This window comes from Phycisphaerae bacterium, from assembly GCA_018003015.1.
Classification (GTDB): domain Bacteria; phylum Planctomycetota; class Phycisphaerae; order UBA1845; family PWPN01; genus JAGNEZ01.
The window spans coordinates 1-21,135 of the sequence record JAGNEZ010000038.1; the positions used below are offsets into that span (position 1 = coordinate 1).

14 protein-coding genes and 1 tRNA gene are annotated in these 21,135 nt (G+C 64.0%); 3 read left to right on the forward strand and 12 right to left on the reverse strand.

What is annotated here, in order from left to right; translation table 11 throughout:
- The coding region (locus KA354_16100) for a glucuronate isomerase (protein ID MBP7936165.1) at positions 1–763 on the forward strand (763 nt) is incomplete at its 5' end.
- Between the two features lie 110 nt (positions 764–873).
- On the opposite strand, the gene KA354_16105 is transcribed toward KA354_16100, so the two are convergent.
- The 5 genes from KA354_16105 to KA354_16125 all read right to left on the reverse strand — a co-directional run bounded on the left by KA354_16105 (position 874) and on the right by KA354_16125 (position 5,384).
- Entirely contained in the window at positions 874–1,521 is a 648-nt protein-coding gene (locus tag KA354_16105; protein MBP7936166.1) for a lactate utilization protein, read from the reverse strand.
- Positions 1,521–2,969, reverse strand: coding sequence for an iron-sulfur cluster-binding protein (locus tag KA354_16110; protein MBP7936167.1), 1,449 nt, complete (start codon positions 2,967–2,969; stop codon positions 1,521–1,523). The genes KA354_16105 and KA354_16110 overlap by 1 nt, the downstream gene beginning before the upstream one ends.
- Before the next feature lie 12 nt (positions 2,970–2,981).
- The gene (locus tag KA354_16115; GenBank protein ID MBP7936168.1) at positions 2,982–3,728 is read right to left on the reverse strand and encodes a (Fe-S)-binding protein; all 747 of its coding nucleotides are present in this window, start codon (positions 3,726–3,728) and stop codon (positions 2,982–2,984) included.
- Between the two features lie 71 nt (positions 3,729–3,799).
- Positions 3,800–4,147, reverse strand: a complete 348-nt coding sequence (locus KA354_16120) for a hypothetical protein (GenBank protein ID MBP7936169.1) — start codon at positions 4,145–4,147, stop codon at positions 3,800–3,802.
- A 31-nt stretch (positions 4,148–4,178) separates the two neighbouring features.
- Complete coding sequence (locus tag KA354_16125; GenBank protein ID MBP7936170.1) at positions 4,179–5,384, reverse strand: TIM barrel protein; 1,206 nt, start codon at positions 5,382–5,384, stop codon at positions 4,179–4,181.
- Positions 5,385–5,826: 442 nt separating this feature from the next.
- Between KA354_16125 and KA354_16130 the strand changes: the two genes are divergently transcribed.
- On the forward strand, positions 5,827–9,474 hold the full coding sequence (locus tag KA354_16130) for a mechanosensitive ion channel (GenBank protein MBP7936171.1): 3,648 nt from the start codon (positions 5,827–5,829) through the stop codon (positions 9,472–9,474).
- Between the two features lie 109 nt (positions 9,475–9,583).
- Here the strand turns inward: KA354_16130 and KA354_16135 are convergent, their stop codons facing one another.
- The 6 genes from KA354_16135 to KA354_16160 all read right to left on the reverse strand — a co-directional run bounded on the left by KA354_16135 (position 9,584) and on the right by KA354_16160 (position 18,128).
- On the reverse strand, positions 9,584–10,492 hold the full coding sequence (locus KA354_16135) for a sugar phosphate isomerase/epimerase (GenBank protein MBP7936172.1): 909 nt from the start codon (positions 10,490–10,492) through the stop codon (positions 9,584–9,586).
- A gap of 204 nt (positions 10,493–10,696) precedes the next feature.
- On the reverse strand, positions 10,697–12,670 hold the full coding sequence (locus KA354_16140; GenBank protein ID MBP7936173.1) for a hypothetical protein: 1,974 nt from the start codon (positions 12,668–12,670) through the stop codon (positions 10,697–10,699).
- A gap of 168 nt (positions 12,671–12,838) precedes the next feature.
- On the reverse strand, positions 12,839–16,867 hold the full coding sequence (locus tag KA354_16145) for an AAA family ATPase (protein ID MBP7936174.1): 4,029 nt from the start codon (positions 16,865–16,867) through the stop codon (positions 12,839–12,841).
- 7 nt (positions 16,868–16,874) lie between these two features.
- On the reverse strand, positions 16,875–17,087 hold the full coding sequence (locus KA354_16150) for a hypothetical protein (protein MBP7936175.1): 213 nt from the start codon (positions 17,085–17,087) through the stop codon (positions 16,875–16,877).
- A gap of 90 nt (positions 17,088–17,177) precedes the next feature.
- The gene (locus tag KA354_16155; GenBank protein ID MBP7936176.1) at positions 17,178–17,852 is read right to left on the reverse strand and encodes a hypothetical protein; all 675 of its coding nucleotides are present in this window, start codon (positions 17,850–17,852) and stop codon (positions 17,178–17,180) included.
- Between the two features lie 3 nt (positions 17,853–17,855).
- Positions 17,856–18,128: a WXG100 family type VII secretion target gene (locus tag KA354_16160; GenBank protein ID MBP7936177.1), complete on the reverse strand. Its 273-nt coding sequence runs from the start codon at positions 18,126–18,128 to the stop codon at positions 17,856–17,858.
- A 125-nt stretch (positions 18,129–18,253) separates the two neighbouring features.
- Between KA354_16160 and KA354_16165 the strand changes: the two genes are divergently transcribed.
- Complete coding sequence (locus KA354_16165; GenBank protein MBP7936178.1) at positions 18,254–20,713, forward strand: response regulator; 2,460 nt, start codon at positions 18,254–18,256, stop codon at positions 20,711–20,713.
- Between the two features lie 287 nt (positions 20,714–21,000).
- On the opposite strand, the gene KA354_16170 is transcribed toward KA354_16165, so the two are convergent.
- Positions 21,001–21,073 (reverse strand) — tRNA-Ile (locus tag KA354_16170).
- Positions 21,074–21,135 lie beyond the last annotated feature (62 nt).

Below are 21,135 nucleotides of genomic sequence, written 5' to 3' on the forward strand. Positions count from 1 at the left end.
CTTCCAGACCGCGCTGCGGATCGATCCTCTGCTCACCGGCTGGCCATCGGCGTCGAAGCGTCTGGCCGATTGGGGTTACCCGGTTCGCGGCGATTTGGGGTCCGGCGACCTCGATGGCGTGCGGCGTTTTCTCGACGATTGGATCGCCCGGATGAAGCCACGGTACATGGCCGTCTCGCTCAGTCCGGCGTTTCGCTTCCCGGAGGACGGTTCGTGCGGACGCCTGATCGAGGAGTGCATTCTGCCGGTTGCCCGGCAGGCGGGGATTCCGTTCGCCCTGATGATTGGCGTTCGCCGGCAGGTGAACCCTGGTCTTCGGCTTGCCGGCGACGGAGTGGGTGCGGCCGACGTTCAGGCGGTCAGCGAGTTGTGCATGCGTCACCCCGACAACCGCTTCCTCGTCACCATGCTCTCACGCCAAAACCAGCATGAACTCTGCGTGACGGCTCGAAAGCTGCCTAATCTCCACGTATTCGGTTGCTGGTGGTTCCTGAACAACCCGAGCATGATCGAGGAGATGACTCGCCAGCGGTTCGAGCTCCTTGGACTCTCGCATACTCCACAGCACTCTGATGCCCGCGTGCTGGACCAGCTCATCTACAAGTGGTCGCACTCCCGCGCGGTCATCGCCGAGGTGCTGGCCGACAAGTACGTGGATCTCGCCCGCGCGGGCTGGCAGGTGACGGCGGCGGAAGTGCGGCGCGACGTGGCTGGCCTGTTCGGAGGCACGTTCGAGCAGTTCTGTGCGACAGCCAAGTCGTAGCCTGCTTCAACCTATTGCGTGGGCGCTGTGTCGGGTGGGTATTGTGGGCAGGCCTCCAGCTTGTCGTTTGACCGGCAAGATGCCGGTCTCACGTCTGACGGGCTGCGCTTCTATCCCACGACGACGACGTATTCCAGCTTGGGGCCGTGTACGCCCATGACCAGGGCGAGCTCGATATCGGCTGTTTTGCTGGGCGCCGAGACGAGCACCATGTTGGACGGGGCGTGGGCCGGCCATCGGGCGGCGAAATCGAGCAGATCGGGCACGATCTGATCCACGCCGACGATGCCGATGTGGGTGGGCACCGCCAGGCTGGCGAGCCGTCGGTGCTGGCCGCCGCTCGGGAGGCAGATCGACGCGGTCTCGGCCACCGCCAGGGTCACGCCGGTGATGCCTGCGTCGGCTTCGAAGGCCGCATCCGGTTGGTCAGGATTCGCCAGGGCGATTCCCTTCTCCTGCAAGCGGGCGATGATGGCCTCGCGGCCGGGAGTGTCCTCGGCCGGGAGGAGGGCGCTCTTGGCCCCGGCTTCCGCCAGGATCTCGACGATCTTGTCCGGAAGGGCGGTCTGGCTGGCCACGCGGTGGGCGTGGATCTTGGCCTCGTCCAGGCGCTTCATGAAGATGTCAATCACATCATTGCCCGGCTTGATGACCCGGGTGGTCTCCGTGTCCGCAGGCAACTTGACCTGTTCGCCGTGGACGAAGGAGGCGGCCCTGCGGACTGTCGCCAGGAACGCTTCCTGTGTGCATTCGGACATCAGGGCTTGCCCTCCTCGTTGACGTTCTGCTGAATGGTCGCCCATCGCCTGTGAAATGGCTTGGCGGCCATCAGCGGGAAATCGCGGTGGTCGGTCCATCCCGCGCCGGGGCCGAATAGTCTTGAGACCCAGCCGTCCTTGGCGGTGACGCTCAGGAACAGCCGTCCGAACCAGGAGCCCCAGGAGTAGATGAACCGCGACTGCATGGCGATTCGCCAGCCTTTGAATCCCCACTTCCAGACGAAGGGCATGCGATTCCGCCGATTGATTAGGTCGCGGTGCTGCAGAAGCAGGGTCGGCAGGTCGATTCGCACCGGGCACGCTTCCAGGCACGCGCCGCACAGACTTGAGGCCAGCGGCAACTGCTCGTAGTCGATCACGCCGTCGAGCAGGGGGGTGATCACCTTGCCGATGGGGCCCGGGTAGACGCTTTGGTAGGCGTGTCCGCCGAGCTTGCGATACACCGGGCACGCGTTGAGGCAGGCCCCGCAGCGGATGCACCGCAAGGCATCCCGGAACTCGCCGCCCAGGATTTCGGAGCGGCCGCGGTCCATGATGACCAGGTGATACTCCTCCGGGCCGTCGAAGTCGCCCGGCCGCCTGGGGCCGCTCATCAGGCTGGTGTAGCAGGTGATCCGCTGGCCGGTGGCGCTCTTGGCCAGTAGCTTGAGGAACACGGGGAGGTCTCTCATTCGCGGAATCACCTTCTCCATGCCCATGAGGGAGACGACGACCCGCGGGCGCGACGAGCAGAACCGCCCGTTGCCCTCGTTGGTCACGATGCAGATGGTCCCTGTCTCCGCTACCCCGAAGTTCGCCCCGGTAATGCCCATGTCGGCGTTTCTGAACTTCTCGCGGAGGACCTTGCGCGCGGCGGCGGTCAGGGTGGGCGGGTCGCCGGTATACTCGATCCCGAGCTTCTCGTGGAACAGCTGGCCGATGTCCTCCCGGGTCTTGTGCAAGACCGGGGTCACGATGTGGGAAGGTTTCTCGGCGGCCAGCTGCAGGATGTACTCGCCCAGATCGGTTTCGGCGACGTCGAAGCCGGCCGCCTCGAGGGCGTCGTTGAGCTCGATCTCCTCGGAAGCCATGGATTTGGCCTTGACGATGGTCTTGATCCTGGCCTTGCGGGCGATGTCGCAGATGATCTCGCGGGCCTGTTCAGCGGTCTGCGCGAAGTGGACCACGCCCCCGTTCTTGCGGACGTTGTCGGCCAGCTGCGCAAGGTATTGGTCGAGGTTCTGCAGGGTGTGGTTTTTGATTGCCTTGGCGAGTTCGCGCACCGCCAGCGGATCACCCAGTTCGGGCATGATCGCCCGCCGCCCGGTGTCCTGCCGGAGGGTTGCGGCGTTCATGGCCGCGCCCAATCGCGCGTTGGCCAGGGCCAGCGCGGCGCTCTTCTTGAAATCGGTTCTCACCGCGTGCTTGGTCAGTTGAGGCTCGCCCACCGGATGACCTCCCTAGCGGCTCTTGCCGTTCCTCATCGCCTCGTCCAGCATCTGGGCGATGTGCTTGGCTTCGATGTGAACACCCTCGCGGCGGCAGGCCCCGATGATGTTCATCGTGCAGCCGCCGTCGTTACATATGAGCAGGTCGGCTCCGGTGGCCTTGATGCAGGCGATCTTGTCGCGGACCATGGCCCCGGAGATATCGCCGAACTTGACAGAGAATGTCCCCCCAAAGCCGCAGCACTGCTCCATTTTCTCCAGCAGGCGGAAGTCCAGCCCGCGAAACTCCTTGATCAGGCCGATCACATCCTCCGGGGACATGTCGATGCCGCGATGGTGGCAACTGTAGTGATAGGTCGCCGAGCCGGAGTAGGACAGGTTCCACGGCTTCCAATCCACTTTCAGCTTCTTCTGCAGGAACTCGACCAGCTCAAAGGTCTTGCCGGCCATGGCGACCGCCTTGGCGTGCATGGTCGGATCGTCTCGGAATGCGTGCGGGTAGTACTCGCGGACGATCGAGCAGCAGGATCCCGATGGCGTCACGATCACTTGGGCGTTCTCGAAGATCCGGATCATCCGGGCCGCAACGGCCTTGAAGTCGTCCATGAAGCCGCTGTTCAGGGCTGGCTGGCCGCAGCAGGTCTGTTCTTCGGGGAAGTCGATCCGATGGCCGAGGCGGTTGAGAATGCGGACCACGCACTCGGGGATATCAGGGTAGAACAGATCGCCGAGACAGGTCGCAAAAAGAGACACGCGCATGGGTGGCTACCTTCCTTGCATGCGACAGACGCTCAGCCTGCCTTCAGGGCTGCGGCACGGAAGAGCAATGATCATCCGACGACCTGGGCGCGGGACCAGAAGAACGCCAGCATGCTGATCGTCAGGCAGATGGTCAGTGCCGCGACGAAGAAGCCGATCGTCGAGTACCGCGGTTTCTCGTTCCGTGCCTCTCCCCAGCTGGTCAGGCCGAGCCAGAAACCGGCCCCGGCGAAAACCAGCGTCCCCATCCCGGCGAGATAGACCAGCGTGGGGTAGAGCTTGTTGCCGTAGACCACGTCAGGCCAAGTGAGGTTGCGGCCCAGCAGGATGATCAGGGCGAGCACGCCCAGCACCGAGATGATGGACAGGACCATGCTGTACTTGGCTTGTCGAGTATAGTCTCTTGAGAACTTGGCCACGGCTGCAATCTCCCCAGAAAGGCGCGACCGATCAGGCGAAGCTGGCTTCGGTTGGGGCGCCGTATTTCTCCTTTCGTTCCTTGGCGACGCGGGCCTCGTAGCCGCTGGCCCGGTAGGCGGCCAGGGCGTCGGCTTCGATGCCCATCTGCTCACGCACGTAGCCGATCAGCGGCCGCGTGTCGGTGAAGAAGCCCGCGCGGAGGGTCTCCTCCGCCAGGACCAGGTCGTCCTTGGCCTGGGCGTTGCGCAGCTTCTTACGGTCTACGAGGAGAGCCTTGGCAAACAACTCGTGCGCGGTTGTGACCGTCTGGATCATGGCCTCGATCTTCGGCTTGAGATTGTGCGACTGATCGACCATGTAGGCAATCTTCAGTGTCTGGCCCCGCTCCTCCTCGGCGGCAATGATCTCATGGAAGATGCGAAAGACCTGGTAGGGGTCGATGCTGCCCATGGTCAGGTCGTCGTCAGCGTAGCGCCGGTCGTTGAAATGGAAGCCGCCGAGCATGTTCTCGTCGATCAGCCAGGCGACGATCTGCTCGATGTTCTGGGCGAGGTAATGATGTCCGGTGTCGACCAGGACCCGGGCCTGCGGACCAGCGGCTCTGGCCAGAAGGCAGGCCATGCCCCAGTCGGCGATATCGGTATGGTAGAAGGCTGGCTCGAATGGCTTGTACTCGACCAGCATGATCATGTTCGACGGCATGGCCTTGTGGACTTCCTTCAGGGCGTCCGTAAAGCGCTTCTTGCGAACCCGGATGTCGTCCTGGCCGGGGTAGTTGGTGCCATCGGCGAACCACAGCGAGAGGTACTCGCTGCCGAGGTCCTTGCCCAACTTGACCGAATCGAGGCAGTGCTTGACCGCCTTGCGGCGGACTTCCGGGTCTCGGTTGCCGAAGCTGCCGTACTTGTAGCACTGGGATTGGAACACGTTGGGGTTCATTGCCCCGATGCGAACGCCGGCTTTCCTGGCGTGCTCGGTGACCTTGGCATCCGCCCCGTGGGGAAAATCCCAGAGGACGTGAACGGCCACGCTTGGGCAGATCCCGGTCAGCTTGTGGACCTGACCGGCGTCGTCGAGCTTCTCCTGGATGGACCGGGCGGCGGCCGCCTGGTGGAACTTCCCGAAGCGTGTGCCGGTATCGGCATAGCCCCAGGAAGGGGTCTCGATTTCGAGCGATTTGAGACGGCTCAGGATGGCCTTGGGGTCTCGACCGAACTGCTCGAGCCGGTCCAGCATTCGCTGGGCACATTCTGACACTTTCGATTCCGCCATCGTTTGCGCTCCAAGAGAGTGAAAGCCACTAATCGACCGCTATCATTAGGCTTAGGAACTAGTCTGTCAAGAAGAGACCAGGGCGGCTGAAGCCGGAGGGCTCGTGCGGAGGACATCAGCCGGGCATGGTCTCCTGGACTTGACGGAGTCGCCTGCGGAGGTCAGCCGGCAGTCGCTTGGCCGGGGTCTCGTCGATCAGGCCGTTGGCGATCAAGTCCTTGATGTGGACTTGTCCAAACGCATGCGGTGAACCTGACCGTCCGATACACGACGCGCGGCGGTGGAGCAACAGCACGTCGAACGGTGAGGGGCTTGGGCCACGTTGCGACGACCCCGATCGTACCCTACAATAACCGCTCCAAGCCGCACCGTAAGGGTCGAATTCGTGCAGATGAGATGGGGTAGGATGGATGAGAGAATGAAGATCGGCCGGCTGCTCCTCGGGGCTGTTCTCGGCCTTGGTTGTCCGGGCGCGCTCTTGCGTGCCGAGGTGGGGTCTAGGGGGCAGACCGAGGGGGGGTTCCTGATTGCGGGCCAGTCGGTCGCATCACAGAGCGCATCCTCACCGGGAACTGGGTCCGCGTCCCAGCCCGCAGAAGCGGAATCCGATGAGTCGGGTTCCGGTTCCGCGGCTACAGCCCTGGCTCCCCGGATCCTCCCCGCGCCCGCAACCGACGCCGACATCGTCAAACGCCTTCAGCTCGTGCAGGAGGAGATGGACCGCTTCAACATCGCCACCCAGCCGGCCAGCATGCCGGCATCCAGCCCGGCCGAAGAAGCCGCCCGGAAGGCCGATCCGAAATACGCTCTTGCCCAGGTCCTGCGGCAGTACTACACCGAACTGAAGGACTGGCAGAAGACCCGGGCTCGTATCGCCTGGCTGAAGGGTGCGGAGAATCTCGCCAAGCTCTCGGCGGATCTGGATCTGTGGGAGAAGCAGCGGCAGAACTATGTTGCGTTGAATGCCGGTGACATCGGCTACGTCTGGGACTCGCGGGTGGGGGAGATCGAGAAGCGTTGCACCGAGGAAGCCGCCAAACTGCAGGATCTCACGGCTCTCCAGGCCTCGCGCGAACAGCAGTTGCTTTCGCTGGTCAAGCAGAGACCGGAGAACGAGAAAGCCATCAAGGAAACCCTGGATGCCCTGCGGCTGTTTACGGCCGACCTGCCCGCCCAGTTCACCCAGCTCAAAACGGAATCCGAGCGTGAACCGCTGTTGATGCGGAAGCGGGCCCTGGAATGGGAGCACAATCTCCGGCTGTTGCGGGCCGTGGTATTCCCCGATCAGAGCACGGCCGCGGAAGTCGCTCGGCAGCAGGGCGGCGATCGCATCGCCGCCTTGACCAAGTACCTCAGCGCTCTTCGCCAGTACCAGACCCGGCTTTCCGATGTGCGCGCGAAATCGAATGTTGCCTTTGCCAGCGAGCAGTTGGCTCGCCCCGATCTTTCGCCTCACATGAAGATCAACTGGGGAGTCCGGCTCGCGATTGCCCAGACGGTGGCCGACTTCCAGAAGATCGAGGCGACGGTGCGCGAGTTGATCCCGATGGCCGAGATCGACCGCCTGGAACAGCGGATTCAGCGTGGCCAGGCCTATCTCAACCTGACCATGGAGTCGCTGGATCGGCGGAGCGGCGAGAGCATCCTGGATCTGTATCGGCGGGTCAACGTCTACCTGGTTCGGTTCCAGGACAGCTTGAAGAACATGCGGAGTGACCAGGACCGGCTCTATGATCAGATGCGGATGGCCCAGGATCGCCGCGATCAGCTGATGGAGCGGGTCCTGAAGGGGCGGGAAGCCCTGGAGGAGCGGGTCAAGTCACTGAAGCCCGAAGAGGTGGTCAGCGTACGTGAGGCCCAGGCCAATCTGACCGACGACCTGAACGCCGTGCTGAAGACCAAGATTGATCCCCTCATGGCCGAGATGGAGAACCATCGCGACCGTCTCAAGAAGGCCATTCCGATGCTCGACCAGTGTGTGACCCACATCCAGCGGGAGCGGGCGAAGATGTATCGCACCTATCTCCTGGCTCGAGGACGGAGCTTGCTCTGGCCGGATTCGGCGAAGTTGTCGGAGGAGTGGAGGTCGATCCTTAGCCGCGAGGGCAAAACCATCGAGGAGGCGGTGACCAAGCAGCGCGAACTGGTCAGAGAATGGCGCACGGTTACGCGGGCCGGCTGGTGCGGAGCCGCTGCGCTGCTGGTTTTGACCGGCTGCCTGGCGTGGCGTTCCCGCGGCCGCCTGCTCAACTGGTCCCAGCATAAGGAGGAGACGCTTCTGGCCCGCATGGCGGTCCCGGCATCCGAGGGCCATCCTCTCTCGGCGTCGTTTCTAGCCGTCAAGCGATTCGAGGTGCAGGCCGCTCGGGCCCTGGCTCGAACGGCGGCAGCCTGGCCGTTGGCGATCCTGCTGCTGTTCCTGGCGGAAATCAACCTGGGGCGGAATGCGCTCCTGCCGGTTGCCTCCGTCCTGTCGACCGCCTTACTGGCGATCATCGCCTTCGCCACGGTTACCGCCCTGTTTGACGCTCACCGGCCCCAGACTCGGCTTGTTCAGTGCGACGACCGAGTGGCGGCCTATCATCGCCGATGGCTGCGGGTCAGTCTGGTGACCGCCCTTGTGGTGCTGCCTGTTCCGATTCTGCTCCGGGTCTCATCGCTTTTCCCCTTGATCGCCAGCTTGTGGTGGGACGGGTCGGTGCTGTTACTCCTGACCATGCTGTTCATCTACCTCGTTCGCCGGGATTTCTTCTTTCCGCCGAGGACGGCCTCGCCCGATGCCTCCGTATCCTGGCTTCTGCCGCTATATCGTGGTTTATTTCCGCTGGCACCGGCCACGGTAGCCCTGGTGATTGCCGGAATGCTGGCCGGGTATGCCGCTTTCGTGGACTACGTTCTGCTCGGCCTGGGCTTGACGGCGCTGATCCTGCTGGCGACCAGGGTGATCCGTCGATTCCTGGCCGGCTGGTTGGCCGAGGTCGCGTCACCGGAGGCGGAGGGGGTGCGGGCCTCAGCCTGGCAGCGTGTTTGGACGATCCACCCGCTGCTACCGCCGATCATGCAGGTCATGCAACTGGGCGTCCTTCTGCTGGCTCTGGTGGCGGTGCTGGCCGTCTGGGGCATTACTCCTCTGGACGTCAATACGCTCCTGAACTACCCGCTCCTGCAGACCGCCAAGGGCACGATCACGCTGTGGCGGCTGGTGGCGGCGGTTTGCGTGGTGGTGGTGGGCTTGTTCATTTCAAGGACGGTTCGGGCCTTTCTGGAGAGAGAGGTTTTCCCTCAGACCCGGACCGTGGATCGCGGTACGCAGGCGGCCATCATGGCGCTCCTGCACTACTCGATCATTGCCCTTTCCTGCTACGTGGCCCTCAACGTGGCCATGGTCGATCTGGGTGGCCTCACGATCCTTCTCGGGACCCTGGGCCTGGGCCTGGGGCTGGGTCTTCAGCCGTTGTTCGTCAACTTCATCAGCGGCCTCATGATCCTCTTCGAGCGGCAGATCAAGGTCGGCGATCTGGTCGAGGTCAACGGCCAGCCGGGCGAGGTCGTCTCCATCAGCATGCGATCGACCCGGATCAGGAGCTTTGACAACATCGACTTCGTCATACCCAACGGCGATTTCATCACCGGCCAGGTGGTCAACTGGACGTTGAGCGATCCGCGGATGAGGGCCAAGATCGACGTGGGCGTGGCCTACGGCACGGACGTCGAATTGGTACGCAGGCTCCTCCTCGATCTCGCCAACCGCAATCCGTTCGTGCTGGCGGCGCCGGCACCGGAAGTGTGGTTCAAGAACTTCGGCGAGAGCAGTCTCGACTTCGTGCTGGTCTGCTGGTTCGCCGATCCCAAGTCCCGGGGCGTGTTCATGTCCCAGATTCGTTTTGAGATCGATCGTGTCTTCCGCGAGCACCACATCGAGATCCCGTTCCCGCAGCGGTCCATCAGTTTCAGTGGTGGCAGGCCCATTCCGGTGGAGGTGGTCGCGCCTCCGCAGATGGAGTGTGAAGGCCGCGGACCGCCCCCCTCATCTCACGATCCGAGCAATAAGTGACCCTCCACCGGGTCGCCTGAAGTGTGCAGGCCGGGTCCTGCGACGTCGGTATCTTGGAGATCGGGCTCCGGTTCCCGCGGGCGGCCTGGCGGCTTTGGCCCGGGGCCCTCTACTTCGTCATGTCGGCCAGGATCTTCTTCAGTCCGGCGAGGGACATCTCGGTGCATTCCATGGGCGATTTGCCCTCGGGGTAGGACTCCTGCTCGATGACGAACCACTCGGTCGCGCCGACTTCGCGGCAGGCGGTGATGCAGGCTTTCCAGTCGATCGAATCCTGCCCGATGATGGCCTTCTTGCCGGCCTGCTTCCTGTCGGCGTGGGGGGCGAAATGGGTGGAGCCCGAACGGCCCGGGTACTTTCTGAACAGGGCCACCGGGTCCACACCGGCCGCCGCCGTGTGCCCGACGTCCTGTTGAAGCACGACATCCTTGCTGGTTCGCTCGGCGAACAGGTCCCAGTAGGTCTTGTTGCCCTCTTTCTTGAACTCGCTGGTGTGGTTATGGAAGCCACAGAAGAGACCGTGCGGCTTGAGCACCTCGGCCGCCTTGTTGAACACCTCGGCCAAGGCCTTGCTTTTCTCCGGATGGGTAATGTCGCTGTCGCCGGGCACAATGATGAACCTGGAACCGAGGATCTTGCCGACCTCGATGGTGTTCTTCAGTTCATCGCCTCTCAGGGCCGACGTTGCCGCGTGGATGCCCTCGGACTTGAGATTCAGGTCGTCCAACCGTTTGCGCAGCTCCTTGGCCTTCTTGTTGTACTTGAAGTAGCTGTTGCCGTAGAACTCAACTCCGGCGAACCCCATCTTCGCCACGCGCTGCAGGACGGCGTCGATGTCCTTGTCGCAGTCTCCGCGCATCGAGTAGAGCTGGACGCCGATCGGGATTTCCTTTGGCTTGGCGGCTCCAAAGGCCTGCGCTGGCAGCGCCCAGGCCGCTGCCCCTGCAGCCGCGGTACCCAGGATGTGCCTGCGCGTCCACTGACCTGCGATGTGCTGCGATCCGGGGGTATCCTTCATGGTCATACTCCTACTAGCGCGAAGACCACTTTCAGGCCGTGCGAATGCGTCTCGACGACCAGAGCATTATCGCATTGGCCGAGCTGCCTGTCTACGGGCTGAGCCGGACGGAGAATCAGCCTTGGATCGGCGGGCTCCCGTCGGGCTGGAGTCTTCTTTCCGGCCTGCTCCATCTCTCGACCCGGGCGAACGCGGCCTTCGTCGTCACCTCGGCTCGCAACGCACGGTCGCTTCGAACTGCGAGATCGTCTGCCCCGCTTGCCATGAATGCTCGCCTTCCAGGACGTTGAGGAAGAGCCGATCGGTGGCCCGCGATCGTTCCGGACGGGATGCAGCCGCATAACGAACGTCCGCCGGCTTGTCCGTGGTGATACGCAGCACAGAGTCAATGTCGATGTGCCGGACACCATCGCCGCACAGCAACTGCCCTGAACATGCTGCAACCGTGTGGGTCTGGTCTCCGAGGGTCACCCTGCGTTCGCCCCGCTGGTCGATCCACCGCCTGTCGTTGAGAATCCCAATCGTGCCGGTGGCGATCTCGGCCGTCGTGCAGTCCGCGGCCGCCACGAGTTTCTCACCCATCGTCCACGTACCTTCGGACGCAGACCTGAATTGCAGGTGAGCCTGGATCGGCGCCTTCCCCGGTTTGCCGTGATCCACGACGAGTTCGACTGCAAAAGCGTCCTTGCTGTCGGTTACACGGACATCGCTCAACGAAACGGGCAACGCCGACTCTGCCCCCTTGAGCCGGACGGAGCCCACTCCGCTCCGATCGTGCGGCGAAATCAGGCGATCGGTCCGGAACGGAACGCACTGGGCCATGACCTTGGTGCCCCAACTGACCGCATGCACGGCCGAACGCGTCCGGTTGAGGATCATCCGTGCCGAATCGAACCGTCGCACACCCCACCGCTGCGGCTCGACCGGCACGACCGGTTCCGCGAAGTGGAGCGACAACCACGTCCGGGCGAAGTGGTTGATCTTGTCGGTCTGTCCGGAAAGGAAGAAGTTCTCCTCCGGCAGGTAGATCGCCCCGCTCGGAGACCTGGCTTGCATCCGCTCGAGCACGTTGAGGCAGCGATCGGCCATCGCCCAGGCCTCCGGATCTCGGCCGAACACGCCCATGAGCACGTGGCCGTAAAGCCAATCCACCTGGCGGTAGATCGACCAGTCCTGCCCGGATGGGTAGACGAAGCCGCCGTCCGGCAGGCCGAACCACTTGAGGTTCTCGTAGATGCCGGCCACGTTGTACCGCAAAGCCTGCGGCGGGGGACGGCCGGTCATGGCGTACTCCATCGAGCAGCCGAGCGTCAGGCTGAACGTGGTCATGTAGTCGGGGTGAACGATACGATGATTCTCGAGCGTGAAGTCGTCGTAGATGTTGGCCCCGAGGAACTGCGCGGCCACCGACTTGCCGTCCACGAGGGCGTTCGCCTGCTCATCCGCCGGTCGCAGAAACGACGAGAAAGCCCACTTTTGGAATGCCGATTCCCATCGCCCTCGCCGGGGATCGTCGGGCATCAGCACGACGGCCGCTGAGAGGACCGTGCTGTTCCATGCGTTCTCTTCCGCCTTGGTATCGGCGCGGATCTGATGAGGAGGTGTCGCATCGGGGAACCGCTCGGCCTCGTGGGCAACCACCCGTCGGACGGCTACCGCGAGATCGGCGGGAAGATCATCCCCCACCCACCAGGCTGCCAGGGCGAGCATGTCGGTCCAATGGGCCGATTGCCAGTGATCGCCCCACTTGCGGCTATCGCCGGTCGGGCGCGAGCCGGTCACATGGGTTTCGGTGAGATACCGGATCATGGGCACGATCCGCGTCGACAGAAGATCCGACCTGGACAGGCCGACAGTCTTCTCGTCGTACGGGCCGAACCGGTACAGGAACGCCAGACCGGCCACCATGCCGGTATTCGGCCGGATGAACGCCTCGGCACTCTTGCTCTCGGTGAGGAGCATGAGGCGAGCGTCCTCCTTCCAGGGCTTGACGTCCTGCAGGAGATGATGGGCCAAGCGTTCGGTTGCCCGGTAGATGCGCTCGCCGCGGCTGCGCATGGCTGGGTCGGTGACGGCAGGCAGGTGCCAGCGTAGACCGCTCTGTGCCGCGTGCGTCTGCCCCAAGGCGTTCGAGGCTGCAGTCACCAGGATAACGCCGGGCAACAAATGTCTGAGCATGTTGCGTCCTTTCCTCGCGAGGGGCCTGCGGGCAAGCCGCGGCGCTGGAGCATGGGCCGGCCGAGGCAACGAGTGAAAGTGGCCTCCCGCACTTTGCCTGTAGCCCTTTTGCCGAGCCATGGGCAGGCCATCCGACCGACCCCTGAAAGTCATGAACCGCGGCGTGACTCAGCCGACTGTCTTGAGACGCTCCGAGACCTTCGCCAGCCACTCGGCGTTGGGCAGCGCGTACGGACGGAACTTCTCGAGCACGCCCTGCTCCTCGCTGTAGTAGAGGGCCCGGTTGGGGCCCAGCTTGTTGGCCAGCGGCGAGTCGATGAGGTTGCTGGAGTCCGCAGCGCTCATCTGGAACAGGACGCGGTGGTCGAACTCGCGCATGCTGTTGCGGTCCAAGGTCCGCTCGACGGCTGCCAGCGTGTCGCACCAGGTAAGCACGTGCATCCCGAGCGCCGGCCCCTCGCGGAGCAGGTCGGCGAATTGCCTGTCCGGCTGTGGCTTCTTCTCCTCGCCGCTCATCGAGAAGCTGAAGCTGTCCTCCTGGCGGCGGAGGGCGCGGTAGCGCTGCAGGCCGTAGACGAAGACATAGACGGCCGGGGGGTTGGGATCATCGCTGCCTTGGCGGCGCTGGCATTCGGCAGCCAGTTCACCGATCGCATCGGGCACGGCTCGATAGTCAACGAGCCGGACGGCATGCGGAAGCCGTTCCGGCATTCGCGGCAGAACTGAGGCGAGCGGTGAATCGGCCGGACTGCCATCCAGCAGCCAAAAAACCGCTCGATCCTTGGGGTGGATCACGACCAGAGACAGGACACCGGCGACCATCGTGGCCATGGCGGCCTCTTCCTGTTGGCCGACGATGATCAGGTTGGCCCCGCTCTGGCGCCGCAGGGTGACAGCGGTAGCCTCCTTGATGGCCACCGGATCGCCCAGCCAGACGCGCGGAGGCCCTGAGACCTGCGGCAGGTGTGGCCCCGGCGTCTCGCCTGAGGTCTCATCTGCGGGAAACCGGGGCCACAAGACCTTGGCCAGTGCGTCGTTCTTGGCGATGTCCGCGGGCACGTTGCCTTCGAACACGACGGCCGGCTCGGTGCGAACGCCAAGCTTGGTCGCCTGTTCGCGAACGCGGGCCAGCTGCTCGTCGCGTCGTTCGTCGGGCAGCCACGCGACCTGGAAGGGGCTGTTGCCCTCAACCAGGCCGCCGGCGTCGTTGTAGACCGCCTCGCCCGGCCGGGAGAGCAAACGTGCGGCCGTGTTGCCGTCACCGAGGATGATCTGCGAATCCGTTTCCGTGGTCTGCAGCGCAATACGGACAGCCATCTGGCCGATGGTGCTGCGAGCCAGGCCGGAAGTGCCGCCGATGGTCTGCGAGCCGAGCAGCACGTGAATGCCGAAGGCACGGCCCTGACGCACCAGCCGGTCCAGCAGCAGGCTGGCGTCCTGGGCGAGTTTGTCATCCTCGGAGAAGAACTCCTGGAACTCGTCGATGATCAGGAGCACCCGGGGCATGGGTTGCTTCGACGCCTCGCGATAGGCCGCGATGTCCTGCACGCCAAGGTTGCGGTACAGCGTACCCCGCCGGGTGAGCTCGGCGTCGACGCGTTGCAGGACACTGAGACCGAACTCGCGGTCGCTCTCGACCGCGATCGCCCGGGCATGCGGCAGTTCGCTGGTTGCGTAGGCCTTGAACTCGACACCCTTCTTGAAGTCGACCAGGTAGAACTCGACCTCGTCGGGGCTGTACCACAACGCCAGGTTGGTGATCAGCACGTGCAGCAAGGTGGACTTGCCCGAACCGGTCTTACCGGCGATCAGCGTGTGCTGAGCCACGCCGCGGCCAAGCCGGAGGCTCTGCAGACGGGTCGCGCCCATGCGGCCGATCGGCACAGATAGATCGCCGACGCTGTGTCGGCTCCAGAGTTCGTCAGGAGCGGGAGTGATGGCTTCGAACGGCACCTCCACCCGCTTGAATTCCTTGGCATACCGCCCGACCACGTGAAGAACCCGTGTGAGGAAGTCCTCGGAGGGCGGGGCGTCCAACCGGAGCGGGAACCGGCGAAACACCTTGTCGTCCCAGACAAACCGGCCGTCCTCGAAAACGAGATTGACGCTGTGGAATTTGAGCTCGTCCAGGTGCGTGCCGGCAGGCAGCGATTGCCGGGTGTCGCGAGCGACCAGTGTGTAGACGCCGCAACGGGCCCCGGTCGCAGCGATGCTGTTGAGCCGCTGAACGGCCACATCGCTGAAGTTGGTCGGGAAATCCGCGACGACGAGGAAGCGGTACGGCTCGGCCAGTTCACCCGCCTGCCGGTTGTAGTCATCGATCGTCTCGAACTCGTTGCGCAGGTACTTCTGAATCACCGTTTCCATATGCTCGGTGAGATCGGCCAGCCGGGCCTCGATGTGGTCGGCGTTGGTCCAGATGCGGCTGGCGACCAGGGCCTCGTCGTGATCGGCGAGGTGCATGAAGCCCGCAAAGTTCTGGCCCAGGCCGACCGGATCGATGATCGTGAAACGCACGCGGCCGGGCGGCAGCGAGGTCAGCAGGCGGAGCATGACGTTCTGGAGGGTCTGAACCGCCTGGTCGTGGCCCTTCTGGCCGGAGTGGATCAGGAGCGACGCCTGGTTGGGAAAGGCGAGCATCGCGGGTACCGAGAAACTTTCCGGCAGGGCGAGTTGCCGTGGCAGGTCCTCGGTGATCTGTTTCAGATCGACGCCCAATTCCCCGAAGCGAATCACGGAAGCGAAGTGACGAGGGGGGAGCCAGTCGTTCCACGTCGTGTCGCTCCAAGGCGGGAACTTCCGGCCGCCGGCAGTGCTCTGCTCGTCCATCGGAGCCTGGATGCGGGCCAGGCCCTCCTCCCAGGAACGGGTCAGTTCGCCGCGGTCCGCAGTGTATCCGGCTTCGACCCCTGTGATTCGGGCTTCGCGGCTCTTGCGGGCCGCCTCCACCTCGTTCTCGTATCCCTGTCGAAGCTCCTCCTGACTGTTGCGCCACCACTCCTCCACCTCGGCCTGGCTTTGCTGACGCCGCTCTTCAATGCGAGGTTGCAGGCGACCGCGTTCATCCTCCACGACCTTCAAGGCTGCCTCGTAGTTGTGGGTGGCATGGTTGATCAGCGGGGCAAAACGAGCCTTGGCCTCGTGCACCTCCCGATCACGCTTCTGAGTCGCGTCGCTCTTTCGCTTCTCGCGGTCGGCCACGCCGCGCCGATACTCGCATTCGACGCTCAGGGCGGCGGCGTCCACGACCTCTCGAGCCTCGGCCAATACCGTGCGAACCTCGGCGAACGCCTTCGAGCGGAGAACGATCGTTGCCAACACCGAAATGACCAGCGCGGCTCCGGCGGCCATGCCCATGTAATGCCACTGGGCAGACTTCTCGCCGCTGATCAGCTGGGCCAGCCCGGCAGCTGCCACACACAGAATGAGGCCGATGAGGAAGGGTACCACGCCGACCATGAAACGCGGCAGACGAAGCGAGCCCAGCTCCTCCATCTTCTCGACTGCGGCCTTGTTGAGATCCTCGAACGAGGTGGCCGTCCGTCCGGCCTCCGGCGCCCCGCCGCCCTCCGCATGGTCCGACTTCGGGCCGCGGCCTCGGTTCTCCTCGTCCTCTCCCCCTGGCCCGGTCGCGACCGCGCTCTCGGGCCATTCCTGGCTGTACATGTGGGCCCAGGCGGCTCCCTGCTGCTCCAACACCGCGATGCGGCGGCGGCGCGTCGCCAAGTCCGACTCCGCCTCCTTGGCCTCGGCCTTGAGCTGGTTCTGCGTTGCCTCAAGAACCGTTTCTGCCAGCCAGGCGGCCTGGGTGTACTTCTGCTTGACTTCCTTCAGGGTTGTGCTGTGCTCGAGCTCGATCTGCTGCAGCGAGGTCTTCTCCGAGGTCGCCAGGGTCTTCAGGTCCGCCGCGTGCTGAGAGGTGATCCGGGCGAGCCAATCCTCGTGCTTCCGCTCCAGATCTCTCTGGAACTCCTCGCGGCGGCGCTCAATCTCCAGGCGGGCTGCCGTTGACTCGGTTTCGCACGCTTGCAGAGCCTGACGCCGGCCTTCCTCGATCGCGGTCTCCCGTGCGGCACACTCGGAGGAAAGGGCTACCAGGTCGCGCAAGGCGGTGCGCTGCAGATCCTGGAGAGTACCGACCGCATCCTCCGGCCCTGGGCGGCGACCATTCCCGATTGTCTTGGTGGGCTCCGGCATCAAATCCTCACCTGCAATCCCGGCGAATGCGCTCGATCAGCGTAGATATCTGCGACATGGCTCCGACGACGCTGCGCATCTCCATCTGCAGCGGGATCATGTAGCGTTCCTCGAAGTCCTTGGCGGCGGCGTCATCCCAGGAACTCCGTGTTTCCGCCCAATGCCGCATGAGTTCCTTCATGGCCTTGGCGAGCTGGCCGCCGCCTTCGTAGAGACCCATACCACGAATCCTCCCATGCCGGTGGGCGCCCAGCCGTCAGCAACGTGCCGATCGCGCGTCGCTCCCATCGACGCAATCCAGACGCGATGGTCAAGTCTCCGGAACCTGGCCGCCGCTCTTCGATTCAGGTTCGCCGCCTTCCGGCACTCCCTCCGCCGCAGGCGCGGGTGGGACGATCGGTTCGGGCCCGGGAACGGGTGCCGGACGGGCCATTCCGCCCGAGACCTCATCGGGAGGAACAACCACCGAACCGGTCAGATCGATCTCCGTACCGCCAGTGGCCGGGGCCACCGCCAGGTACGCATCGAGCGTCGCGGCGAGCCGGTCGAGCCGATTGAGGGCCCGCGGGATTTCGGTGCCGATGATGGTCGAGAATCGCTGCACCTGCCCCTTGTACAGCAGGATCTCCTTCTGAAGCTCGCGGCAGTAGCGCTGCACGAATCCCAGCTTGAGGTTGGCCTCCTCCAACCGGGCCTGGGCGATCTTCAGGGCCTTCTCCTCCTCGATGGCCGACCCCTGGCCGCCATCCACATTCCGGGTGAGCTTCTTGATGAGCACGGCCTGCTTGGCCTTGGCCACGGATTCGGTCCGATGGCGAATCTGGCCTTGCCAATACGCCGGCTGCTCCGTCTCCAGCCAATTGAGCACCTTGCCGAGCTCAGAGTCGACGTCGCCGAGGACGGACTTGGCCGTCTCCGAGAACTTGCAGAGCATGACTCGGAAATCCTTGAGGGCATCGATGGACTGAACCCGGGCGGAACTCATAGGCTATCGCTGCTTGAGGTACTCCTCGATCAGGGAGGCCTTTTTTCCAAGGAAGGACACATGCTGCTGAGAGGCTTCGAGAAAGCCGGCCAAAACCTTCATGGTCTGGTCAAAAGCGTCGAAGAACTTCCGATGCTCCTGGTCCCGCCAGCTCCCCTCCAGGCCGTGAAGGCGGGCGTTGAGCCCCCCCATAAGGGTCTGCAACTCGTTGTTGAACCGATTGAGGTCCAGGGCAAACCGCCTCAACTCCGCGGGATCGACATGGGCCTTGGCCATGAACCACTCCCTGCCGGCCGTGTTCTCGGACATTCCGCCGACCCCCTCCAGTATATCTTCTTGCGGCCGGCAGACAACATTCACGCCGGCCCGCCGCCCAGCCGATTTCACCGGCAGAGACCCGCATGACGACGCAGCCACCCATTTCCACGCGCCCGGTCGTCCAACCGGCCATTCGGCCGTTGCGCGACGGCATCATCGTCGGGGCTACGCTGTTCCTCACCGTGGCGATGAGCATTCTCGGACTCTACGCCCGGGCCGTGGACACTTACACGACGGGCATGCGGAACGGCCTGATGCGGCAGGCCGAAGTCGTGGCCTCAACCATCGACGGCGACCTGCACGGCACCTTCTCCGATCCCCGACAGGAGGCCACAGCCGAGTACGAGCGTGCGGTCGCATCCCTGCGGAAAGCACTCCGGAGCATCGAGGAGCTCAGATTCGTTTACACCCTCAGGGTCACCGATGGACAGTGGCGGTTCGTCCTGGACGGTTCACCGCCGGGTGACGCAGATCGCGACGGTGTGGAAGACCATTCATTGATCGGCGACCCCTATGAGAGCCCCGATGCGGAGATGATGACCGCGATGCACGAAAGAAGAGCCACGTGCAACAAGGAGCCAACTGTCGATCGGTGGGGAACGGCGATCAGCAGCTACGCGCCTATCCGCGACTCCGCGGGTCGGGTGGTCGGCATCCTCGGCATGGACTACGGCGCAGAGCGGTACACCCGCGAACTGACCTCCATGTCGCGGACCATGATGTGCGGGCTCCTGCCGTCGCTGCTGGTGAGTATCGCGGCCGGCGTGGGGACCTTCGTATTGCGGGCCAAGGCCGCCCGCTCGGAGGCCCGCCGCCGCACGGCCGAGGACAGCCTTCGGCTGACTCAGACCTCGGTAGACCGGGCATCGGAGGCGGTCTACTGGATCAGCCCGGAGGGCCGGATGGTCTATGCCAACGAGACGGCCTGTCGATCGCTGGGTTACTCGCGCGAGGAGCTTCTGTCTTTCTACATCTGGGACATCAACCCGGTCTACGTGGGCGGTGAGTGGCTCAAGCTCTGGCAGAAACTCAGGAGACAAGGCTCGCTCCTGTACGAAGGACATCATCAGCGCAAGGACGGTCGGGCCATCCCGGTCGAGATCTCCGCCGATCACGTCGAATTCAACGGCCAGGAGTTCGACTTCGCCACGGTGCGCGACATCACCGAGAGGAAGAGAGTCGAGGCGGAGATGAAGGCCAGGACCTCGGCCCTCAAGGCGGCCAACTATGAACTAGAGGCCCAGAAGGAGCAACTTCGGGCTCAACAGGAACAGCTGGAGATCTACAACTCCGAACTCCAGCAAGCCATGAAAGCGGTCGAGAACGCCAACTCTGCCAAGAGTGCCTTTCTGGCCAACATGAGCCACGAGATCCGTACCCCGCTGACCGCCATTCTCGGTTACACTGAGCTGCTCGCGGAGCCGCTCGCGAACGAAGGCGAGCGGATCGACTATCTGTCAACGATCCGGCGCAACGGCGAACACCTGCTGAGCCTGATCAATGACATCCTGGATCTCTCGAAGATCGAGGCGGGCAAGATGACCATCGAACGCGTGCTCTGCTCGCTGCCCGGGGCCATTCAAGAGGTGGTCAACCTCATGCGCATGCGGGCCGAGGAAAAGGGCCTGAGCCTGAGGGTCAACTGCGATACGCCGATTCCGGAATGCATCCGGTCGGATCCCGTTCGACTCCGTCAGATCCTGGTCAATCTGGTGGGCAACGCGATCAAGTTCACCGACCAGGGCAGCGTTCGGATCAGAGTCGGACTGGAGGACGCCGATAGCCCGGGCGTCCGGGTCCGCATCCGCGTCACTGACACCGGAATCGGCATGACTCCTGCGCAGTTGGGCCGCCTGTTCCGCCCCTTCACCCAGGCGGACGTCTCAACCACCCGGCGGTTCGGCGGCACGGGTCTGGGGTTGACCATTTCCAAGCGACTCGCCGAGGCGCTCGGCGGCAGCCTCGAGGCTGAGAGTGTGGAGGGACAAGGAAGCACTTTCATCCTCGACATCGACCCTGGCTCGCTGGCCGGGGCTCACATGCTCCAGTCCGTCGAAGGCATCGTGCCGCCCGCGAAGGCGGCCCTGCCGGCCCCCAGCCAGACCGCTCCGGTGCGGGCGAAGGTCCTCCTGGCCGAGGACGGCTGCGACAACCAGAGGCTGATCTCGGTCATTCTCCACAAAGCAGGGATGTCCGTCGACGTCGCCGAGAACGGACGCATCGCCTGCCAGATGGCCCTGCAGGCCATGGCCGGCGGCGCGTCCTACGACGCCATCCTCATGGATATGCAGATGCCCGAGATGGACGGCTGCGAGGCGACCCGCGAATTGCGTCAGAGAGGCTACACCCGGCCGATCATCGCCCTGACCGCCAACGTGATGAAACAGGACCGCAAACGGTGCATGGACGCCGGCTGTAACGACTTTGCCACCAAACCGATCGACCGCGAGGCCCTGATCGAAGCGGTCCGACGGCACATCCCTTCCCCAGCAGCCATACCCGTCCGCGACACCGAGACCGGACGCGCTGCGGTGGAACGTTAAAGCAGGTGCCCTCGGATGACCATCACCGACCGCTTCTCCGGGCCCGGGACGGGACAGGTGATATGAGTGTATCTCCTGGGGTTGTTGACTGTACGTCCAGAGGGGACATGCCCCCCAGTTGAAGCTGCCGTTCCGCAAGCGGATGAAATGGGCCACCGACGCCGTTCGGCAGGCCAGGGTCAGCCATAAGCGTCCAGTACTCCGCCGCCTGGAGAAGCTCCCGGTGGCATCAAATCGGTCAGTTTGAGTCAAGAAGACGGCCTGCCATATAGAGGCAATAAGGGTTATGGGCCCGGAGGGACTCGAACCCACGACCAAGCGATTATGAGTCGCCTGCTCTAACCACTGAGCTACGGGCCCCGGTGGCCAGATAGCCTACGCGGTCGCCAGTTCTTCGGCAAGCCGAGGGAGGTATCGAGCGA